This is a genomic window from Collimonas rhizosphaerae (assembly GCF_038896935.1).
Classification (GTDB): Bacteria; Pseudomonadota; Gammaproteobacteria; order Burkholderiales; family Burkholderiaceae_D; genus Collimonas; species Collimonas rhizosphaerae.
In genome coordinates this window covers 117691-135990 of the sequence record NZ_JBANDC010000003.1, presented here as the reverse complement: position 1 = coordinate 135990, position 18300 = coordinate 117691, and the positions used below count along the sequence as shown (strand labels likewise).

Sequence of the window (18300 nt, the reverse complement as noted above, 5' to 3'; positions counted from 1 at the left end):
ATGTACATCCGGTTTGTATTGCAGCCTTCCTTTTTGATCTTGATTGGCCGACCATGTTTGAATTTGTCCGTACCCATCAGCGCTTGATGCAGTTCTTGCTGCTGCTCCTGATCATCCCTTCGTTTGCATTAGTCGGGCTGCAAAGCTATAGCAGCTTTGGCGACGGCGCCAACACGGTGGCGAAAGTCGCCGGCCAGCCGATCACCCAGCAGGAATGGGACGCCGCCCTGCGCCAGCAGATGGACCGCATGCGCCAGGCATTCGGCGACCGTTTCGACCCGAAGATGGTCGAGACGCCGCAAGCCAAGCAAGGCGTGCTGGATAACCTGATCGCGCAGCGCGTGCTGGTCGCGGCGGTGGGCAGCGAGCATTTGTCGGTATCCGATCAAAGCCTGCAGCAAGCCATCATGGGTGTGCCGGAATTGCATGGCGCCGACGGCAAATTCGACAATGAACGCTACAAGGCATTGCTGGCGGCGCAGGGCATGACGCCGACCATGTACGAGGCGCGCCTGCGCCAGGACATGGCAATGCAGCAGTTGAACGGCGCAGTGCAAACCACCGCGTTTACGCCGAAAACAGTCGCCACGCGCTTGTCGGACATCAACGATCAGGAACGCGACGTGCAGGAGCTGCTGTTCAAGACTGCCGACTATGCCGCGCAAGTGAAAGTCACCGACGCCATGCTGCAGGACTACTACGTCAAGAACGCCAAGGAATTCGAAATCCCTGAGCAGATCAAGGCTGACTATGTCGTGCTCGACAGCGCTGCGGTTGCAGCCCAGGTAACGGTCAGCGATGCCGACATCAAGTCCTATTACGACAATAACCTGAGCCGTTACACGACGCCGGAAGAACGCCGCGCCAGCCATATCCTGGTCTCGGTGAAGAAAGACGCGCCGGCGGCGGAACTGGCTGCGGCAAAAGCCAAGGCTGAAGGCTTGCTGGCTGAGGTGCGCAAGAATCCGGCCGACTTCGCCAAAGTGGCCAAGGCCAATTCGCAAGACACCGCGTCCGCTGAAATGGGCGGCGATCTCGGTTATTTCGGCCCAGGCATGATGGTCAAGCCTTTCGAGGACGCAGCCGGCAAGCTGAAGCAGGGCGAGATCAGCGGCCTGGTGCAATCCGATTTCGGCTATCACATTATCGAAGTGACCGGCATCAAGCCTGCAGTGATCAAGCCGATCGATGAAGTCAAGGCCGATATCGGTGCGGAGATCAAGAAACAGCTGGCAGCGCGCAAGTTCACGGAACTGGCGGAAGCTTTCAGCAACACGGTATACGAGCAAGCTGACAGCCTGAAGCCTGTCGCCGACAAGATGCACCTGCAGATCCAGTCGGCCGCGAACCTCGGTCGCCAGCCGAATCCTGCCGCTGCGCCAGCCACCGCTCCGTACAACAACCCGAAATTCCTGGCCGCGCTGTACTCGGATGAAGCTTTGAAGAACAAGCACAATACCGAAGCGATCGAGATAGCGCCGAACACGTTCATCGCCGGCCATGTAGTCGAGTACAAGCCGGTGACCAAGCGTTCGTTCGACGAGGTCAAGGCAATCATCAGCGACAAGGTCACGCGTACCGAAGAAGCCGCGCTGGCCAAGAAAGCCGGCGAAGAAAAACTGGCTGCGCTGAAAGCGCAAGACAGCGCCAGCGGTTTCGGCGCGGTGCAAACCGTGTCGCGCGTCAAGAACCAGGGTGTCAATCCGGTGGCGTTCGAGGCGCTGATGAAGGCCAATGTGAATAAACTGCCGGCCTATGTCGGCGTGGTGCTGCCGCAGCAGGGTTACGGACTTTACCGGATCGCCAAGGTCGGCCAGCCGGCGGCCCAGGACCAGGCGCGGCGTACTGCTGAACAGCAGCAGATCACCAGTGTCCTGGGACAGCAGGAAATGCTGGCGTATGTGGATGTGCTGAAAGAGAAGGCCAAGGTCAAGATACTGAAACCGGTGGCAACCATCACCGCTGGCGGCGACGACAAGCAGAACTGATCGATGCCGTCACTAAGGTAGAGAATAAAAAGCCACTGGAAAGTGGCTTTTTTATTGCTGGATGTTATTTCGCCAGCAGCGATTTCAATTCCGGCCAGACATTGTTCAATATGATCGGATGCGCCTGCGCTACAGGGTGCATGCGGTCGGCCTGGAACATGTCCGGTTTGTCGGCGACGCCGTCCAGCAGGAACGGAACCAGCGGCACCTTGGCCTGTTTGGCCAGCATCGGATAAAGCGCAAAGAATTTTTCGGTGTAGTCGCGGCCGTAGTTGGGCGGAATCCGCATACCCACCAGCAGCACTTTTGCTTTCGCTTGCTGCGCCGCGCTGATCATCGCGCGCAGGTTGCTTTCGGTGGCGTTCAATTGCAGGCCGCGCAGGGCATCGTTGGCGCCCAGTTCGATGATGACAATGTCAGGTCGTTGCTGGAGCAGCGCCGGCAAGCGCGTTTTGCCGCCGCTGCTGGTTTCGCCGCTGATGCTGGCGTTGACGACGCTGCCGCCAAGGTTTTCTGTCTTCAGGCGCTGCTGCAGCAAGGATACCCAGCCGCTACCGCGCGCCAGTCCGTATTCTGCGGAAAGGCTATCGCCTAACACCAGTATCGATTTTGATGCAGAATAGGCATTGTTCGTCCATACTAGGCCGAGCAGGCCAAACAGCAAGGCGGCTAGCCGCAAGCGAACGCCGAATTTGCGGCGCCAGCCCTCGGCCAAGTCCTGAAAACCATTCCCCAACCCGGAGTCGATAATCTGCATGCATCAGTCCTCTTCTGTTAATCCTGCAATAGCCCCAGCCATAGACGTCCAGCGCTTGACCAAGCGTGTTGCCGACGCCAGCGGCGAGCTGGTGATTCTTGATGATATCAATTTTAACGTCCAGGGCGGTACCACGCTGGCGATTGTCGGCGCTTCCGGTTCCGGCAAATCGACCTTGCTGGGCTTGCTGGCGGGGTTGGACACGCCATCGTCGGGTACTGTGCACATCGACGGCAGCGATATCTTTGCCCTGGACGAGGATGGCCGCGCCGGCTTGCGCAAGGAAAAGCTCGGTTTCGTTTTCCAGTCTTTCCAGTTGCTGAGCCATTTGAGCGCGCTGGAAAATGTCATGCTGCCGCTCGAACTGCGTGGCGACAGGGATGCCAAAGAGAAGGCGCAGGCCAAGCTGGAACGGGTCGGGCTGGGGTCGCGCCTGCAGCACTATCCGAAATACCTGTCGGGCGGTGAGCAGCAGCGGGTGGCGCTGGCGCGTGCTTTCGTCACCGAGCCGCCGCTCTTGTTCGCTGACGAGCCTACCGGCAGCCTCGATGCGGCTACCGGCGACGCGGTGATCCAGCTGATGTTTGACCTGAACCAGGAACGCGGCTCAACGCTGGTGCTGGTGACGCACGATACCTCGATCGCCATGCAGTGCCGCCAGACCATCACGATCGCCGCCGGCCGTCTGCTGCGCCCGGGTGATACCAGCGCTGCCGATGCGCAGATATTTCAATAAGCGAAAAAAGAAGGTGGAGGGTAGTGCATGTCGGCTTGGCTTTCAGTAACAAAGGCTGTGCTTCCGTATATCAGCGACATCATTTCCGTGGCGGCGCCGGTGTTCACCCGGCGCAAAGGTAATACGGAAGAGAGCCGGCTGCAGATCTTGCAGCAGCAGGTAAGCGAACTGCAGGCGGCGTCGCTGCAAAACGTCGGCGACATCAAGGCGCTTGCCGAACAACTCAAGACCGCGCTGCCATTGCTTGAGCAGGAAATGCGGCAAGAGGCGCTGCAAGCCGGCGCAAAATCGCGGCGCGCCGGCGTGCTGTGCGGACTGGCGCTGGGCCTCAGCGCGCTGGCCCTGGTGGTCGCCTTCACGGCTTTGCTGAGTAAATGAGCGGCAGAGAATAAGATAGGACAAAAGAATATGGATCGCTTGCAGTCAATGCGGGTTTTTGCGAAGGTAGTGGAGCAGGGCAGCTTTGTCGCCGCCGCCCAGGTGCTGGACATGTCGAATGCGGTGGTCACGCGCCTGGTGGCCGACCTGGAAAACCATCTCGGGATCCGCCTGCTGCACCGCTCGACGCGCCGCATGGCGCTGACCGAACCGGGCCAGGCTTACCTGGAGCGGGTGCAGCAGATCCTGGATGAAATCGACGAAGCAGAAGCTGCTGCTTCCGTGCTGTCGACCAAACCCGCCGGCACCTTGCACATCTATTCGCAGATCGGTTTCGGCCAGACCCAGCTGGCGCGCCTGCTGCCGCTGTATTCGAAGCAGTATCCCGATGTGCGGCTGGATGTGACCTTGTCGGACCGTACTGTCGACCTGATCGAAGAAGGTTTTGACGTCGGCATTTTTTCGGTCAACCAGAAATTCGACGCCGGCATGGTGGCGCGCCAGCTGGGCATCGCGGAAGTGCTGCTGTGCGCCTCGCCGGCTTATATTGCCGAACATGGCGTGCCGCAGACGCCGGAGGAACTGGCGCAGCATTCATGCCTCAATTTTTCCATGGAACATCTGCGCCATCACTGGACCTTCCAGTCGGAGCAGGGCGCCTCGGTCATTCCGATCACCAGCAAGGTGATGTCGAACAATACCGATTTGCTGCGCCAGTGTTTGCTGGCAGGGATGGGAATCGCCATGCGCACCTCGTATACGCTGGGCGACGATATGGTGGCGGGGCGCGTGGTGCGGGTGCTGCCCGATTACCAGATCAACAAGGTGGCAGTGCGCCTGGTCTATCCCAGCCGGCGCCTGTTGTCGGCCAAGGTGCGCAGTTTTGTCGATTTCATGATGGCGCAGTTTCCGCATCCGGATTGCGACCCCTGGCTGGCATCCTAAATATCCGCCAGGCGCCGCAATAGATTGGCTTCCAGCTGCCAATGACGGCGTTCCGTGCTGCTCTGGGCTTCGGCCTGCAGCTCAGGGGTGCTCTTTTCCATTTGCGCCAGCAGGATTCTTTCGGCCAGGCGCAAATCCATTTCCACCGGGCCCAGGAACGCCACGACGTCGCCGCGCTGGATCAGCAAGGTAGGGAAATTGTCGACGTCCAGGTCGCCGATCAGTTCTGCCTGGTCTTCGATATCGATCCAGACGAATTGCACATGCGGATGGCGTTGCGCCAACGCCGTGAAATTCGCGAAATATTCCCGGCAGCTGCCGCACCAGGCGGCGCACAGGCAAGCCGCCACCCAGCCATCCTCCGACAGGGTGGTGGCAAGTTCCTGGTGATTGTCGTTATCGAGAGTGAGGATCAGCATTCGCGATATTTTACAGCGTGTGCGCTGGATCTTGCATGAATACCCTTGGTTTGCCGGTTCCTGGGGCCTTTGCCGCAGGATTGGCCCGGCCAATCGCGCAGAGTGCAGCCGAAGCGGCGTCGAGCGCGGTAAAATACGGCCCATGCAGACCATTCTTGCCATTGAAACATCTACCGAACTGGCCTCCGCCGCCTTGTTGCGCGACGGCCAGGTGACTACCCGCGAATCGGCGGGCGTCCAAACCCATTCCCTTGCCATCCTGCCGATGGTGCAAGACTTGCTGGCCGAGGCCGGGATCAGCCTGGCCCAGTGCGACGCGCTGGCGTTCGGCGTCGGTCCCGGCTCCTTCACGGGGGTGCGCACCGCCTGCGGCATCGTGCAAGGACTGGCGTTCGGCGCCGACCTGCCGGTGTTGCCGGTAGTGACGCTGGCCGCCATGGCGCAGGCTTGCCGCGACCTCAACGGCGCCGGCGAAGTGCTGGCGGTGCTGGATGCGCGCATGGGCGAAGTCTACTGGGCCCAATATCGCTTTGCCGGCGATGGCTGGCAGGTAATTGCCGAACCGGCTTTGTCGGCGCCGTCGCAGGTATTGCCCCTGCCGGCGCAAAGCGGCGTGCTGCAAGCCTGCGGCAATGGCCTGGCGGCATATGCGGAAGCGTTTTCCGCTGCTCCGTTCGCGGCCGGCGGCTTGCCGGCGGTGATGCCGAGCGCGCGCCAGATCGCCCAGCTGGGCAGCGTCGCGCTGGCCCAAGGCGGGGGCTTGAGCGCGGTGCAGGCCCAGCCTTTGTATTTGCGTAACAAGGTAGCGCTCACCACCGCCGAGCGCGCCGCCAAGGTGAACCCATGAACGCCAATGCACAGCCGGCGGCCGGCCTGTTGCGGCCGCTTGCGTTTGCCGCCATGCGTATCGAAGACCTGGACGAGGTGCTGGCGATCGAAAAGACCGTGTATTCGCATCCCTGGACCCATGGCAATTTTGTCGATTCGATCCAGAGCGGTTATCAATGCTGGGTATTGCGCGATGCGAAGCAGGCCTTGCTCGGCTATTTTTTCATGATGCAGGCGCTGGACGAGGCGCATCTGCTCAATATCAGCGTGCATGGCGACATGCAGCGGCGCGGCATCGGCAAGATGCTGCTCGATAAGGTATGCCTCCTGGCGCATCAGCAGCAGATGCAGTCGGTGTTGCTGGAAGTGCGGCCATCGAATACGCGTGCGATTGCGATCTACCAGCGCTACGGTTTCGTCGAGATCGGCCGCCGCCGCGATTATTATCCTGCTGCCGGCGACAAGCGTGAAGAAGCCATCGTAATGAGGCTGCCGTTATGAGCGAGATGAGCAGGCGCAGCGTTTTCCTTGACGAGATCGGCCTCGGCCCGCTGTGGCTGCGGCGCGATGGCGGCGCCGGCTTGGCAGGCGCAGAACTGATAAAAGCGGATGTGGCGCCGGCGGTGGAAATTCCCGCCGTGCCGGTTCCGCAGCGGGTCGAGCCGATGGCGAGCCGCGTGCAGGATAACCCTGCGGTTTCAGCCTGGGCCGACGCCGAACCGGTATCCGTACCGCAGGCAGCCGTCCAGGCGGGGATTTCCACCGCCGCAATGGATTGGGGACAGTTGCAGAAGGCAGTGGCAGGCTGCACAGCTTGCGGGCTCTGCCAGGGGCGTAAGAATACCGTGTTCGGTATCGGCGACAGCAAGGCCAAATGGCTGTTCATCGGCGAAGGTCCCGGACGCAACGAGGATATCCAGGGCGAGCCGTTCGTCGGCCCGGCCGGTAAACTGCTCGACAATATCCTGCTGGCGATGGGCTTGAAGCGCGGCGAAAACGCGTACATCGCCAATATCGTCAAGTGCCGCCCCACCGACGGCACCGGCCGCGATCGGCCACCGGCGGCGGATGAAGTGGCGGCCTGCCTGCCGTATCTGCAGCGCCAGATCGAATTGATCCAGCCAACCGTCCTGGTCGCGCTGGGCAAGACCGCTGCCTTGTCGCTGCTGGGACTGGATCCCGCCACTCCGGTTTCAAAACTGCGCGGCTCCGTGCACCGCTACGCCGACCGTCCTCTGGTGGTGACCTATCACCCGGCTTATCTGCTGCGCCAGCTGGGCGACAAGGGCAAAGTCTGGAGCGACCTGTGCCTGGCCATGAGCACGTATGCCAACGCCGGCGAATGATTCTTCCGCGGCGCACGCCGGCGCTTGCCAGCAACAGTTTCACTTGCGCTGGAACCATCTGTTCGATCCGCACGTCAGGGCGCTGGCTTGGCTGCTGGATGCGCCCGACCTGCTTGATCCCCAGGCCGCACAGTGGCAAGGAAAAATCGCCAGCTACGCTGACGCCGGCCTGGCTGCATGGCTGAGCGCGCTGGAGCAGGCGCCGGAAAAATTGCAGGCATTGCACAGCTATATCGGCAGCTTGCCATCGACGCGCTTGGGCCTGTACGCGGAAAAATTGATGGCGTTTTATTTTGAGCAGCGGCAGATGCTGGTGGCGCACAGCGTGCAGGTCAGGGCCAGCAAAAACGACACGATAGGCGAATTCGATTTCCTGTTGCGGCTGAACGGCGACCTGGTCCACTGGGAGTTCGCGACCAAGTTCTATCTGCTGGAGACTGGCGGCGGCAGCTTGCAGCCGGACGATTTCCTGGGTCCTAACCTGGCCGATTCGCTGGGCGCCAAAATGCAAAAGATCCTGCAGTGCCAGCTGGTGCTGTCGCAGCATCCGGCTTCGCAGATACACCTGAGTGAACCGGTCGCTTCTGCCCAGGCACTGGTCAAGGGCTGGCTGTTTTATCCGGATGACGATTTACCCTCGCCCTACGCGCTCGGCGTATCCACAAACGCTTGCCGGGGATATTGGCGCAGCCTCTCTGCGTTGCAGCTGGACCAGTCAGCCTTGTACCTGGTATTGCCGCGCCGGCGCTGGCTGGCGCCGGCAAAAATCGCGCTTGGACACGCGCTCAGCGCGGCAGACGCGCAACAGGCCTTGTCGCAGCATTTTGCCGGCGATGCCGCGCCGGTGCTGCTGGCGACCCTGCGCGCCGAGGATGGGTATGGGCTGGAAATCGACAGAGGTTTTGTGGTGCCGGACGACTGGGCGGAGCGGGCGGCGGCCCAGCGTCATGCAAGGATGGGCGACCAAGGCTGATCGCTGCCTGGATTTTTCTGCCGGTGTTAGTGCTTGGTTTCGCCAATCAAGGCCAGCGAATCATGCTCGCGCTGATTGGCCGCATGCTTGCGCATGATGAGAAACATGATGCAGGCGACAAACGAGCCAAACAGGAGGATGACGATATTGACATCCAGGTCGATCTTGATCATCAATGCATACAGCACCAGCATGGTCAGCACCGACAGGTTTTCATTGAAATTCTGCACAGCGATCGAGTGGCCGGCGCTCATCAGCACATGGCCGCGATGCTGCAGCAGCGCATTCATCGGCACCACGAAATAACCCGACAAGGCGCCGATGATGATCAGCAGCGGGTAAGCGACCCATACCGAGTGCACCACTGTCATGGCCATCACCACCAGGCCCATCACGATGCCCATCGGCATGACGGTCAGCGATTTTTTCAGTGGGATCATGCGCGCCGCCGCCCCGGCGCCGATCGCCACGCCAAACGCCACCACGCCTTGCAGGATGGCAGCCTTGTCGAGCGGCATGCCGAGCGACTTCTCGGCCCATTTCAATACGATGAACTGCAAGGTTGCGCCGGCGCCCCAGAACAGGGTGGTGACGGCCAGCGAAATCTGTCCCAGCTTGTCTTTCCACAGGATTGCGTTGCAATTGGCGAAATCGACGATCAGCTTGCTCGGCCTGCGCTGCTGGTGCGGATAGCGGGCGCCGGTGTCAGGGATTTTCAGGTTGAAGACGGTAGCGATCAGGTACAGCATGCCGATCACCATCAGCGCCGCATGGGTCGGCGTGTTCAGGTGCCAGTTGATGATGGGGATGTGCCATTGCAGCAAGATGGAAACGACATGGGGACTGACCAGCGCGCCGCCGAGGACCGTGCCGAGGATGATCGAAGCCATGGTCAAGCCTTCGATCCAGCCGTTGGCGGCCACCAGTTTTTCCGCCGGCAACAATTCAGTGAGGATGCCATATTTGGCAGGCGAATATGCAGCTGCGCCGAAGCCGACCACGCCATACGCGATCAGGGGATGGACATCGGCAAACATCATCAGGCAGCCGGCGATCTTGATCATGTTGGTGATGAACATCACCCGGCCTTTGGGCAGCGAATCGGCAAAAGCGCCGACAAAAGCAGCTAACAGCACGTAAGACAGGACAAAAAACAGTTTCAGCAGCGGCGTCATCCAGCCGGGCGAGGACATTTCAGCCAGTAAGGCGATTGCCGCTATGAGCAGTGCGTTGTCGGCCAGCGAAGAAAAAAACTGCGCTGCCATGATGGTGTAAAAACCGCGATTCATCCGCATCCCAGAATGTAACAATGTGTCCCCGGCCTGCTTTATACCATGAAAATATGACCGATTCGTGATTATGAGAGATGCAAAAGAGAAAACGTTCCGTCGAATTATGGGGATTGCCGATCCATCGCCGGCGGTGCATCCGGTAAAATAGAACGCTCTACGAATCTTCACAAATTCCGCACATTCATGCCCAGACCCCTAGTCGCCACCATAGACATTTCTGCACTGCATCACAACCTGCGTATTGCCAAATCGCATGCGCCCGGCGCGAAAATCTGGGCGGTGGTCAAGGCCAATGCCTACGGGCATGGCTTGGAGCGCGGCGTACGCGGTTTTGCGGAAGCGGACGGACTGGCGCTGATCGAACCGGAAAACGCGCTGCGCCTGCGCGAGCTGGGCTGGCAAAAGCCGATCTTGCTGCTGGAAGGCATTTTCGACGCCGCCGACCTTGAGACCGTAGTGCGGGCCAGGCTCGATTTTGCCGTGCATTGCAACGAGCAGATCATCTGGCTGGAACAGGCCGCGCTGAAGGGGCCGCTGGACATCCACCTGAAAATGAACAGCGGCATGAACCGGCTCGGCTTCAAGCCGGAAGCCTATCGCGCTGCCTACCAGCGCTTGCAGGCGATTCCCGCCGTGCGCAAGATCACGCTCATGACCCACTTTGCCAATGCCGACGATCCGCTCAATCCTGGTTTGCCGCTGCAGCAGCAGGTGCAGCAGTTCGAGCAGGGCGTCGCCGGCCTGAACGGCGAACGCAGCATCGCCAATTCCGCCGCCGACCTGATGCATCCGGAGCTGAAGTCGGATTGGGTGCGGCCGGGCATCATGCTGTACGGCGCCACGCCCGGCGGCGCCAGCGCCGCACAGTTCGGCCTGAAACCGGCGATGACGCTCAGCAGCAAGATCATTGGCGTGCAGCGCATAGGCGCCGGCGAGGCGATCGGCTACGGCAGCCGCTTCGTCGCCTCGGCGCCTATGCTCATAGGCGCGGTCGCCTGCGGCTACGCCGACGGCTATCCGCGCCATGCGCCTAACGGTACGCCGGTATTGGTCAATGGCGTGCGCACCGCCACCGTCGGCCGGGTATCGATGGACATGTTCTCGGTTGACCTCACCGCTGTGCCAGGGGCCGGGATCGGCAGCGCGGTAACCTTGTGGGGCGACGGCCTGCCGGTCGACGAGGTCGCGCATGCGGCCGGCACCATCGGATATGAACTGCTGTGCGCTTTGGCTCCACGGGTTAAAGTGGTGGACTTGTAATCGTCATTGCAGGTCCGCCCGCCGCTAGGGATAGTAAGTCCACCACCAACATGATTGCAGAACCGCATGGCCAAAGCTAAAACCAATTACACCTGTACCGAATGCGGCGGCGTCGCCAATAAATGGACCGGCCAGTGCCCCTCTTGCGGGCAATGGAACACGCTGGTGGAAACCATCGTGGAGGCGGTCGGCAACCGTTTCTCCAACCAGCACCAGGGCCTGGCGCAGACAGCGCCGGTGATGACCCTGGCCGACATCGAAGCGATCGACGTGCCGCGTTTCGGCACCGGGATCGAGGAATTCGACCGCGTGCTGGGCGGCGGCCTGGTAGCCGGCGGCGTGGTGCTGATCGGCGGCGATCCCGGCATCGGCAAGTCGACCTTGCTGCTGCAAGCGCTGGCGAACCTGTCGAAACTGAAAAAAGTGCTGTATGTGAGCGGCGAGGAATCCGGCGCGCAAATCGCGCTGCGCGCCAAACGGCTGGCGGTGGACGCCAAGGATCTCAAGCTGCAGGCTGAAATCCAGCTGGAAAAAATCCTCAATACCCTGGTCGAGCATAAGCCCGAAGTGGCGGTGATCGATTCGATCCAGACCGTCTATTCGGACGCGCTCAGTTCGGCTCCCGGTTCGGTGGCCCAGGTGCGCGAATGCGCGGCGCAGCTGACGCGGGTTGCCAAGCAGTCCGGCATCACCATCATCATGGTCGGCCACGTGACCAAGGAAGGCGCTTTGGCGGGGCCGCGCGTGCTTGAGCATATCGTCGATACGGTGTTGTACTTCGAGGGCGATACCCATTCCAGTTTCCGCCTGGTGCGCGCGTTCAAGAACCGCTTCGGCGCGGTCAACGAGCTTGGCGTGTTTGCCATGACCGAAAAAGGCTTGAAGGGCGTGTCCAATCCGTCGGCGCTGTTCCTGTCGCAGCATGACAACCAGGTGCCCGGCTCCTGCGTGATGGTGACGCAGGAAGGCACCCGGCCGCTGCTGGTGGAAATACAGGCGCTGGTCGACGCCTCGCACGTGCCGAACGCACGCCGCCTGTCGGTGGGGTTGGAGCAGAACCGATTGGCCATGCTGCTGGCGGTGCTGCATCGCCATGCCGGCATTGCCGCTTTCGACCAGGACGTGTTCATCAATGCCGTCGGCGGCGTCAAGATCACCGAACCGGCAGCCGACCTGGCGGTGCTGCTGGCGATCAACTCATCGATGCGCAACCGGCCGCTGCCGCGCGGCCTGGTGGTGTTCGGCGAAGTTGGCCTGGCGGGCGAAATCCGTCCGGCGCCGCGCGGCCAGGAGCGCCTGCGAGAAGCCGCCAAGCTGGGATTTTCCATCGCCATGATTCCCAAGGCAAACATGCCCAAACAAGAGATCGAAGGTTTGAAAGTGATCGGCGTCGAACGTATCGATGACGCTTTGAGCAAGATACGCGACGCTGAGTAAATGGCAGGATTGCCGTGAATATCGAATAATCCTGTGTTCCCAAATACATTCTGGTAAAGGTCACCCATATGAAAACCAAAGCAGCCATTGCATGGAAAGCCGGTCAGCCGCTGACTATCGAAGAAGTCGAACTGGGCGGCCCGCGCGCCGGCGAGGTGCTGGTCGAGATCAAGGCGACCGGCATCTGCCATACCGACTATTACACGTTGTCCGGCGCCGATCCTGAAGGTATTTTCCCTTCCATCCTGGGCCATGAAGGCGCCGGCGTGGTGGTCGATGTCGGGCCTGACGTCAAGAGCCTGAAAAAGGACGACCATGTGATCCCGCTGTATACGCCGGAATGCCGCCAGTGCAAATTCTGCCTGTCGCAGAAAACCAACCTGTGCCAGTCGATCCGTTCGACCCAGGGCCGCGGCCTGATGCCGGACGCCACCAGCCGCTTTTCGATCGACGGCAAGCCGATTTTCCATTACATGGGCACCTCGACGTTTTCCAACTACATCGTGGTGCCGGAAATCGCCCTGGCCAAGATCCGCGAGGATGCGCCGTTCGACAAGGTTTGCTACATCGGCTGCGGCGTCACTACCGGCGTCGGCGCGGTGCTGTTCACCGCCAAGGTCGAAGCCGGCGCCAACGTGGTGGTGTTCGGCCTCGGCGGCATCGGCCTGAACGTGATCCAGGCTGCGCGCATGGTCGGCGCCGACAAGATCATCGGCGTCGACATCAACCCGGGGCGTGAAGCGATGGCGCGCAAGTTCGGCATGACCCATTTCATCAACGCCAAGGAAGTCGAGAATGTGGTCGACGCCATCGTCGGCCTGACCGACGGCGGCGCCGACTACAGCTTTGAATGCATAGGCAACACCACTACCATGCGCCAGGCGCTGGAGTGCTGCCACAAGGGCTGGGGCCAGTCGATCGTGATCGGTGTCGCTGCCGCCGGCCAGGAAATCAGCACCCGGCCGTTCCAGCTGGTGACCGGGCGCGTCTGGAAGGGCTCGGCTTTCGGCGGCGCCCGCGGCCGCACCGACGTGCCCAAGATCGTCGACTGGTATATGGATGGCAAGCTGAACATCGATGATTTGATCACGCACCGCCTGCCGCTGGAGCGTATCAATGAAGGCTTCGACCTGATGAAGAGCGGCGAATCGATACGTTCGGTGGTGATCTACTGATGGAGCTGATCAGCGAACACGCCTGTTTCGGCGGCACGCAAGGGTTTTACCGCCATGCCTCGGCCGAAATCGGCCTGCCGATGCGTTTTTCGGTGTTCCAGCCGCCGCAAGCCAAATCGGCGCCGGTGCCGGTCCTGTTTTACCTGGCCGGGCTGACATCCACCGAAGAGACTTTCATGATCAAGGCCGGCGCGCAACGCTACGCGGCGCAGCACGGCATCATGCTGGTGGCGCCCGACACCAGCCCGCGCGATACCGGCATCGCCGGAGCCGACGCCAGCTGGGATTTCGGCCACGGCGCCGGCTTTTACCTGGATGCGACGCAAGCGCCATGGGCAGCGCATTTCCGGATGTACTCTTATATATTGCATGAGTTGCGGCAAACCATCGTGCAAAAATTTCCGGCGCAAGCCGGCAACATCGGCATCTTCGGCCATTCGATGGGCGGCCATGGGGCGCTGGTGCTGGCCTTGCGCAATCCGGATGTGTTTCGTTCGGTATCGGCGTTTGCACCGATTGCCGCACCCAGCCACTGTCCATGGGGGCAGAAAGCGTTCGGCAATTACCTGGGGGCAGACCAGGCGGCATGGCAGGATTACGACGCCACGCAACTGATGCTGAACTTGCCGCAGCCGTTTCCGCAAGAGATCTTGATCGACCAGGGCCTGGGCGATAAATTCCTGGCCGAGCAGTTATTGCCGGAACGGTTTGAAGCTGCTTGCGCGCAGGCCGGGCAAAAGCTGACGCTGCGCCGCCACGCGGCTTATGACCATGGCTATTATTTTATTTCGACCTTGATCGAAGATCACCTGGCGTTCCACCAGCGGATACTGGGCACGGCATCCTGAGCCGAAAAAAAGCCCCGCCTGGCTTGGCGGGGCTTTTACATGTCATTTCCGATCTTATTCGGCGGCCCTGGCGCCGTCGCGCCGCCTGGAAACCAGCCAGCCTCCGCCCAGCACCACGACGAAACCAATCACGTAAGCAGCATAGTTCAATCCCGGAACGCTGTTCCACAGCGGCTGCGCGATTGGCTCGGTGACGATCATGTGCATCGCGGTATACACCAGGATTGCCGCGCCGATAAAGATCGTGACCGGGAAGCGTTCTATCAGCTTCAGCGCCAGGGTCGAACCCCAGACCATGATAGGCACCGAAATCAGCAGGCCGATGATCACCAGCGCCATGCTGCCTTTGGCGGCGCCGGCCACTCCCAGCACGTTGTCGATGCCCATCACGGTATCGGCGATGATGATGGTTTTCAGCGCGGCGGCCATGGTGGTGGCTTGCGCGCCATGCGCTTCGCCGTCGTCCGACTGGGTCAGCAAGCGGTAGGCGATCCACAGCAGGGCGACGCCGCCAACCAGCAGCAAGCCTGGGATCTTGAGCAGCCACACCACGCCGATCGTCATCAGCACCCGGGTCACGACCGCGCCCATGGTGCCCCAGATGATGGCTTTGCGGCGCAGGTTGTCAGGCAGGTTGCGGGCTGCCATCGCAATCACGATGGCATTGTCGCCGGCCAGCACGAGGTCGATGACGACGATAGCCAGCAGCGCCGCGAAGAAGGCGCCGGCATTCCAGTCGGCCATGCCCAGCATTGAAAGTAAACCAGAAAAATCCATAAAGTCTCCAACAGGGTTAACGATTAACCTCAGGCATGGACGACAACAGGAGTGGTGAGGAGCCAATCTGGAAAATTGGGCGACACATTGCCTGCATGGAATCCATGCTGACAAAGGTCTTGCTCAACAGCGATGCTGCCAAGGTAACCGGGTGCAGGCGATGTGCCTGTTCCGTGATGACGACTACCTTGCAAAACATTGGGCGACGCGTAAACCTACGCGTCATGCAATATTCAGGAGCTACTCCCCTTTGAGAGGGCGTCGCACGCGCGTTGCCGTGCGACTGAGCGTGATTATATACCAGTTTTCCAAAAGCAAGGAGTCAGCCGTGGCGCCAATAGTCGGGCTGGGCATAGGCGCGCCGCAGGAAGTCGACAAACACCCGGATACGCAAGGGCAGGTGGCGGCGCTGTGCGAATACCGCGTAGATATCGTTGCCTGGCGCGGCAAATTCGTCCAGCACCGTGACCAGCTTGCCGGATTCGATCTCGCTGCCGACTTCCCACATCGAGCGCCAGGCCAGTCCCTTGCCGGCCAGCGCCCAGTCATGCAGTACCTGGCCATCGTTGCAGACCATGTTGCCGGCCACCCGGACGGTAACGGTCTTGCCGTTCTGGCGAAAGCTCCAGCCGCGCTGGCTGCCTTCGCTGCTGATCGCCAGGCAGTTGTGCTTTTGCAGGTCGTCGACCGTGAGCGGTTTGCCGTGGCGCTTGATGTAGGCAGGGGAGGCCACCACGATACGCTTGTTGTCTGCCAGCTTGGCGCCGACCAGCGACGAATCCGACAGCGACGCGATGCGGATGGCGACGTCTATCCCTTCGCCGATCAGGTCGACCACGCGGTCGTTCAGGTTGAGCGTCAGGGTGACGTCGCGGTGTTCGGTGAGGAAAGAGGGCATCAGCGGCGCCACGTGCTGCCGTCCGAAACCGGCCGGCGCCGAAATCAGCAAGTGGCCGCTGGCATGGGCGCTGCGTTCCGAGACTGCCGATTCGGCGTTTTCCAGGTCGGACAGGATGCGCTGGCAGTCTTCGAGGAAGGCTTCGCCTTCGTTGGTCAGCGCGATTTTGCGGGTGGTGCGTTGCAAAAGCTTCACGCCGAGGCGTTCCTCTAACGCATCCAGGCGCCGGCCGATCATGGCAGGGGCGATCCCTTCGGCGCGCGCAGCCGCGGACAGGCTGCCCTTGGCGGCTACCTCGACAAAAGTGGAAATCTGCTTGAATTGATCCATGTAGCCGAACTGGTTTGCTGGTTTGTTGAAGGCCCGGGCAATAGCTGGCGCTATAATACGTCCACTTGTGACTAAAACGCATAGATCAAATGATAAATCGTTCCACCTATGATGATTTGGTTTAAATATACTATATAGCGTAAAAATTAGATAATGCCATTCAGGATTTAGCATATCCGGCATGGTAAAAAACAGAATGTAGCGCTGCACAATGGCTGGTGCAGCGAACTGGCCCAAGACACCAATCAATTCATAGAACCAACAGGAGTAAAGCATGACGCAACTGACACTGCCCGCCGGCATGGAAATCAAGGGCGCAATCGGCGCCGGATACGCAGAGATTCTGACCCCCGAAGCGCTGGCGCTGGTCGCCAAGCTGAGCCGCGCATTCGAAACGCGCCGTCAGGAATTGCTGGCAGTGCGGGTCGAACGCGCCAAGCGCCTGGACGCCGGCGAGCGTCCGGACTTCCTGCCTGAAACCGCGCACATCCGCAACGGCGACTGGAAGATCGCGCCGATCCCGGCTGCGCTGGAATGCCGCCGCGTCGAAATTACCGGCCCGGTCGAGCGCAAGATGGTGATCAACGCCTTCAATTCCGGCGCCGACAGCTACATGACCGACTTCGAAGATTCGAACTCGCCGGTATGGGATAACCAGATCACCGGCCAGATCAACCTGCGCGACGCTATCCGCAAGACGATTTCGCTGGAACAGAACGGCAAGTCGTACAAACTGAACGACAAGGTCGCGACGCTGGTGGTCCGTCCGCGCGGCTGGCACCTGGATGAAAAGCATGTGCTGATCGACGGCAAGCGCGTCTCCGGCGGCATTTTCGATTTTGCGCTGTTCATGTTCCACAACGCCAAGGAACAGCTGGCGCGCGGCGCCGGCCCGTATTTCTACCTGCCGAAGCTGGAATCGCACCTGGAAGCGCGGCTGTGGAACGACATCTTCGTGATGACGCAAAACGAACTCGGCCTGCCGCAGGGCACGATCAAGGCAACGGTCCTGATCGAAACCATCCTGGCGGCTTTCGAAATGGATGAAATCCTGTACGAACTGCGCGAGCATAGCTCCGGCCTGAACGCCGGCCGCTGGGACTACATCTTCTCCTGCATCAAGAAATTCAAGCTGGACAAGGATTTCTGCCTGGCCGACCGCGCCAAGGTCACCATGACCGCGCCGTTCATGCGTTCGTACGCCTTGCTGTTGCTGAAAACCTGCCACAAGCGCAATGCGCCGGCGATCGGCGGCATGGCTGCACTGATCCCGATCAAGAACGATCCCGAGAAGAACGACATCGCCATGGGCGGTGTGCGCGTCGACAAGGCACGCGACGCCACCGACGGTTACGACGGCGGCTGGGTTGCCCACCCGGGCCTGGTCGAGCTGGCCATGACCGAATTCAAGAAGGTGCTGGGCGACAAGCCGAACCAGATCAGCAAGCAGCGCGAAGACGTCAACGTCAGCGCCGCCGACCTGCTCGACTTCAAGCCGGAAGCGCCGATCACCGAAGCCGGCCTGCGCTACAACATCAACGTCGGCATCCATTACCTGGGCGCCTGGCTGGCCGGCAACGGTTGCGTGCCGATCCATAACCTGATGGAAGATGCTGCCACGGCGGAAATCAGCCGTGCGCAAGTATGGCAATGGATCCGCTCGACCAAGGGCGTGCTCGACGACGGCAAGAAAGTGACCGCCGAGATGGTGGTCGCGATGATTCCGGAAGAGCTGGCCAAGGTCAAGGCGCTGGTTGGCGATGGCGCGACCTACGACCGCGCTGCCGCGATCTTCAAGGAAATGTCGACCTCGGCTTCGTTTGCCGAGTTCCTGACTTTGCCGCTGTACGAAGAAATCTAAACGAAGAAATCTAAATCGAAGTCCGCGGGCGGCAAAGCAGCCTGCCTGGCAA

18 protein-coding genes are annotated in these 18300 nt (G+C 60.7%); 13 read left to right on the top strand and 5 right to left on the bottom strand.

Annotated features, from left to right (window positions below):
- Positions 1 to 53 precede the first annotated feature (53 nt).
- Entirely contained in the window at positions 54 to 1988 is a 1935-nt protein-coding gene (locus V8G57_RS05125; protein ID WP_342828461.1) for a SurA N-terminal domain-containing protein, read from the top strand.
- Positions 1989 to 2052: 64 nt separating this feature from the next.
- Here the strand turns inward: V8G57_RS05125 and V8G57_RS05120 are convergent, their stop codons facing one another.
- The gene (locus V8G57_RS05120) at positions 2053 to 2745 is read right to left on the bottom strand and encodes an arylesterase (protein ID WP_342828460.1); all 693 of its coding nucleotides are present in this window, start codon (positions 2743 to 2745) and stop codon (positions 2053 to 2055) included.
- On the opposite strand from V8G57_RS05120, the gene V8G57_RS05115 reads away from it, so the two are divergent.
- The 3 genes from V8G57_RS05115 to V8G57_RS05105 are packed head-to-tail and all read left to right on the top strand — an operon-like array spanning position 2744 to position 4804.
- Positions 2744 to 3481: an ABC transporter ATP-binding protein gene (locus tag V8G57_RS05115; protein ID WP_092393942.1), complete on the top strand. Its 738-nt coding sequence runs from the start codon at positions 2744 to 2746 to the stop codon at positions 3479 to 3481. The genes V8G57_RS05120 and V8G57_RS05115 overlap by 2 nt on opposite strands.
- 57 nt (positions 3482 to 3538) lie before the next feature.
- Positions 3539 to 3859, top strand: coding sequence for a chemotaxis protein (locus V8G57_RS05110; protein WP_342828459.1), 321 nt, complete (start codon positions 3539 to 3541; stop codon positions 3857 to 3859).
- A 30-nt stretch (positions 3860 to 3889) separates the two neighbouring features.
- On the top strand, positions 3890 to 4804 hold the full coding sequence (locus V8G57_RS05105) for a LysR family transcriptional regulator (protein WP_092393937.1): 915 nt from the start codon (positions 3890 to 3892) through the stop codon (positions 4802 to 4804).
- Here V8G57_RS05105 and V8G57_RS05100 read toward each other — a convergent pair.
- The gene (locus V8G57_RS05100) at positions 4801 to 5223 is read right to left on the bottom strand and encodes a thioredoxin family protein (protein ID WP_092393934.1); all 423 of its coding nucleotides are present in this window, start codon (positions 5221 to 5223) and stop codon (positions 4801 to 4803) included. The two genes, V8G57_RS05105 and V8G57_RS05100, sit on opposite strands and share 4 nt — an antisense overlap.
- 142 nt (positions 5224 to 5365) lie before the next feature.
- Here V8G57_RS05100 and tsaB point away from each other — a divergent pair, with 142 nt between their 5' ends.
- The 4 genes from tsaB to V8G57_RS05080 are packed head-to-tail and all read left to right on the top strand — an operon-like array spanning position 5366 to position 8370.
- Positions 5366 to 6070, top strand: coding sequence for a tRNA (adenosine(37)-N6)-threonylcarbamoyltransferase complex dimerization subunit type 1 TsaB (tsaB, locus tag V8G57_RS05095; protein WP_342828457.1), 705 nt, complete (start codon positions 5366 to 5368; stop codon positions 6068 to 6070).
- A complete protein-coding gene (gene rimI / locus V8G57_RS05090; protein WP_092393928.1) occupies positions 6067 to 6552 on the top strand; it encodes a ribosomal protein S18-alanine N-acetyltransferase in 486 nt (161 codons plus the stop codon). The genes tsaB and rimI overlap by 4 nt, the downstream gene beginning before the upstream one ends.
- Positions 6549 to 7397, top strand: a complete 849-nt coding sequence (locus V8G57_RS05085; RefSeq protein WP_342828456.1) for a uracil-DNA glycosylase — start codon at positions 6549 to 6551, stop codon at positions 7395 to 7397. Before rimI ends, V8G57_RS05085 begins: the two co-directional genes overlap by 4 nt.
- Positions 7378 to 8370 carry a DUF1853 family protein gene (locus V8G57_RS05080; RefSeq protein WP_342828455.1) on the top strand — a complete coding sequence of 331 codons (993 nt, stop codon included), beginning with the start codon at positions 7378 to 7380 and terminating at the stop codon, positions 8368 to 8370. Before V8G57_RS05085 ends, V8G57_RS05080 begins: the two co-directional genes overlap by 20 nt.
- A gap of 26 nt (positions 8371 to 8396) precedes the next feature.
- Here the strand turns inward: V8G57_RS05080 and lplT are convergent, their stop codons facing one another.
- A complete protein-coding gene (lplT, locus tag V8G57_RS05075; RefSeq protein WP_092393920.1) occupies positions 8397 to 9659 on the bottom strand; it encodes a lysophospholipid transporter LplT in 1263 nt (420 codons plus the stop codon).
- A gap of 186 nt (positions 9660 to 9845) precedes the next feature.
- Between lplT and alr the strand changes: the two genes are divergently transcribed.
- From alr to fghA, 4 genes are all read left to right on the top strand, one after another.
- Positions 9846 to 10922 carry an alanine racemase gene (gene alr, locus V8G57_RS05070; protein ID WP_342828454.1) on the top strand — a complete coding sequence of 359 codons (1077 nt, stop codon included), beginning with the start codon at positions 9846 to 9848 and terminating at the stop codon, positions 10920 to 10922.
- Positions 10923 to 10988: 66 nt separating this feature from the next.
- Positions 10989 to 12359 (top strand): DNA repair protein RadA, encoded by a 1371-nt coding sequence (gene radA, locus V8G57_RS05065; RefSeq protein ID WP_092393914.1) that lies wholly within the window; start codon positions 10989 to 10991, stop codon positions 12357 to 12359.
- A 68-nt stretch (positions 12360 to 12427) separates the two neighbouring features.
- Positions 12428 to 13534: an S-(hydroxymethyl)glutathione dehydrogenase/class III alcohol dehydrogenase gene (locus V8G57_RS05060; RefSeq protein ID WP_342828453.1), complete on the top strand. Its 1107-nt coding sequence runs from the start codon at positions 12428 to 12430 to the stop codon at positions 13532 to 13534.
- Positions 13534 to 14382, top strand: coding sequence for an S-formylglutathione hydrolase (fghA, locus tag V8G57_RS05055; protein WP_342828452.1), 849 nt, complete (start codon positions 13534 to 13536; stop codon positions 14380 to 14382). Before V8G57_RS05060 ends, fghA begins: the two co-directional genes overlap by 1 nt.
- Positions 14383 to 14436: 54 nt before the next feature.
- On the opposite strand, the gene V8G57_RS05050 is transcribed toward fghA, so the two are convergent.
- Together V8G57_RS05050 and V8G57_RS05045 are read right to left on the bottom strand one after the other, a co-directional pair.
- Positions 14437 to 15159: a TerC family protein gene (locus V8G57_RS05050; protein ID WP_425458230.1), complete on the bottom strand. Its 723-nt coding sequence runs from the start codon at positions 15157 to 15159 to the stop codon at positions 14437 to 14439.
- A gap of 322 nt (positions 15160 to 15481) precedes the next feature.
- On the bottom strand, positions 15482 to 16387 hold the full coding sequence (locus V8G57_RS05045) for a LysR family transcriptional regulator (RefSeq protein WP_092393903.1): 906 nt from the start codon (positions 16385 to 16387) through the stop codon (positions 15482 to 15484).
- A 274-nt stretch (positions 16388 to 16661) separates the two neighbouring features.
- Here V8G57_RS05045 and aceB point away from each other — a divergent pair, with 274 nt between their 5' ends.
- Positions 16662 to 18248 carry a malate synthase A gene (gene aceB, locus V8G57_RS05040; protein ID WP_092393900.1) on the top strand — a complete coding sequence of 529 codons (1587 nt, stop codon included), beginning with the start codon at positions 16662 to 16664 and terminating at the stop codon, positions 18246 to 18248.
- Positions 18249 to 18300: the final 52 nt, after the last annotated feature.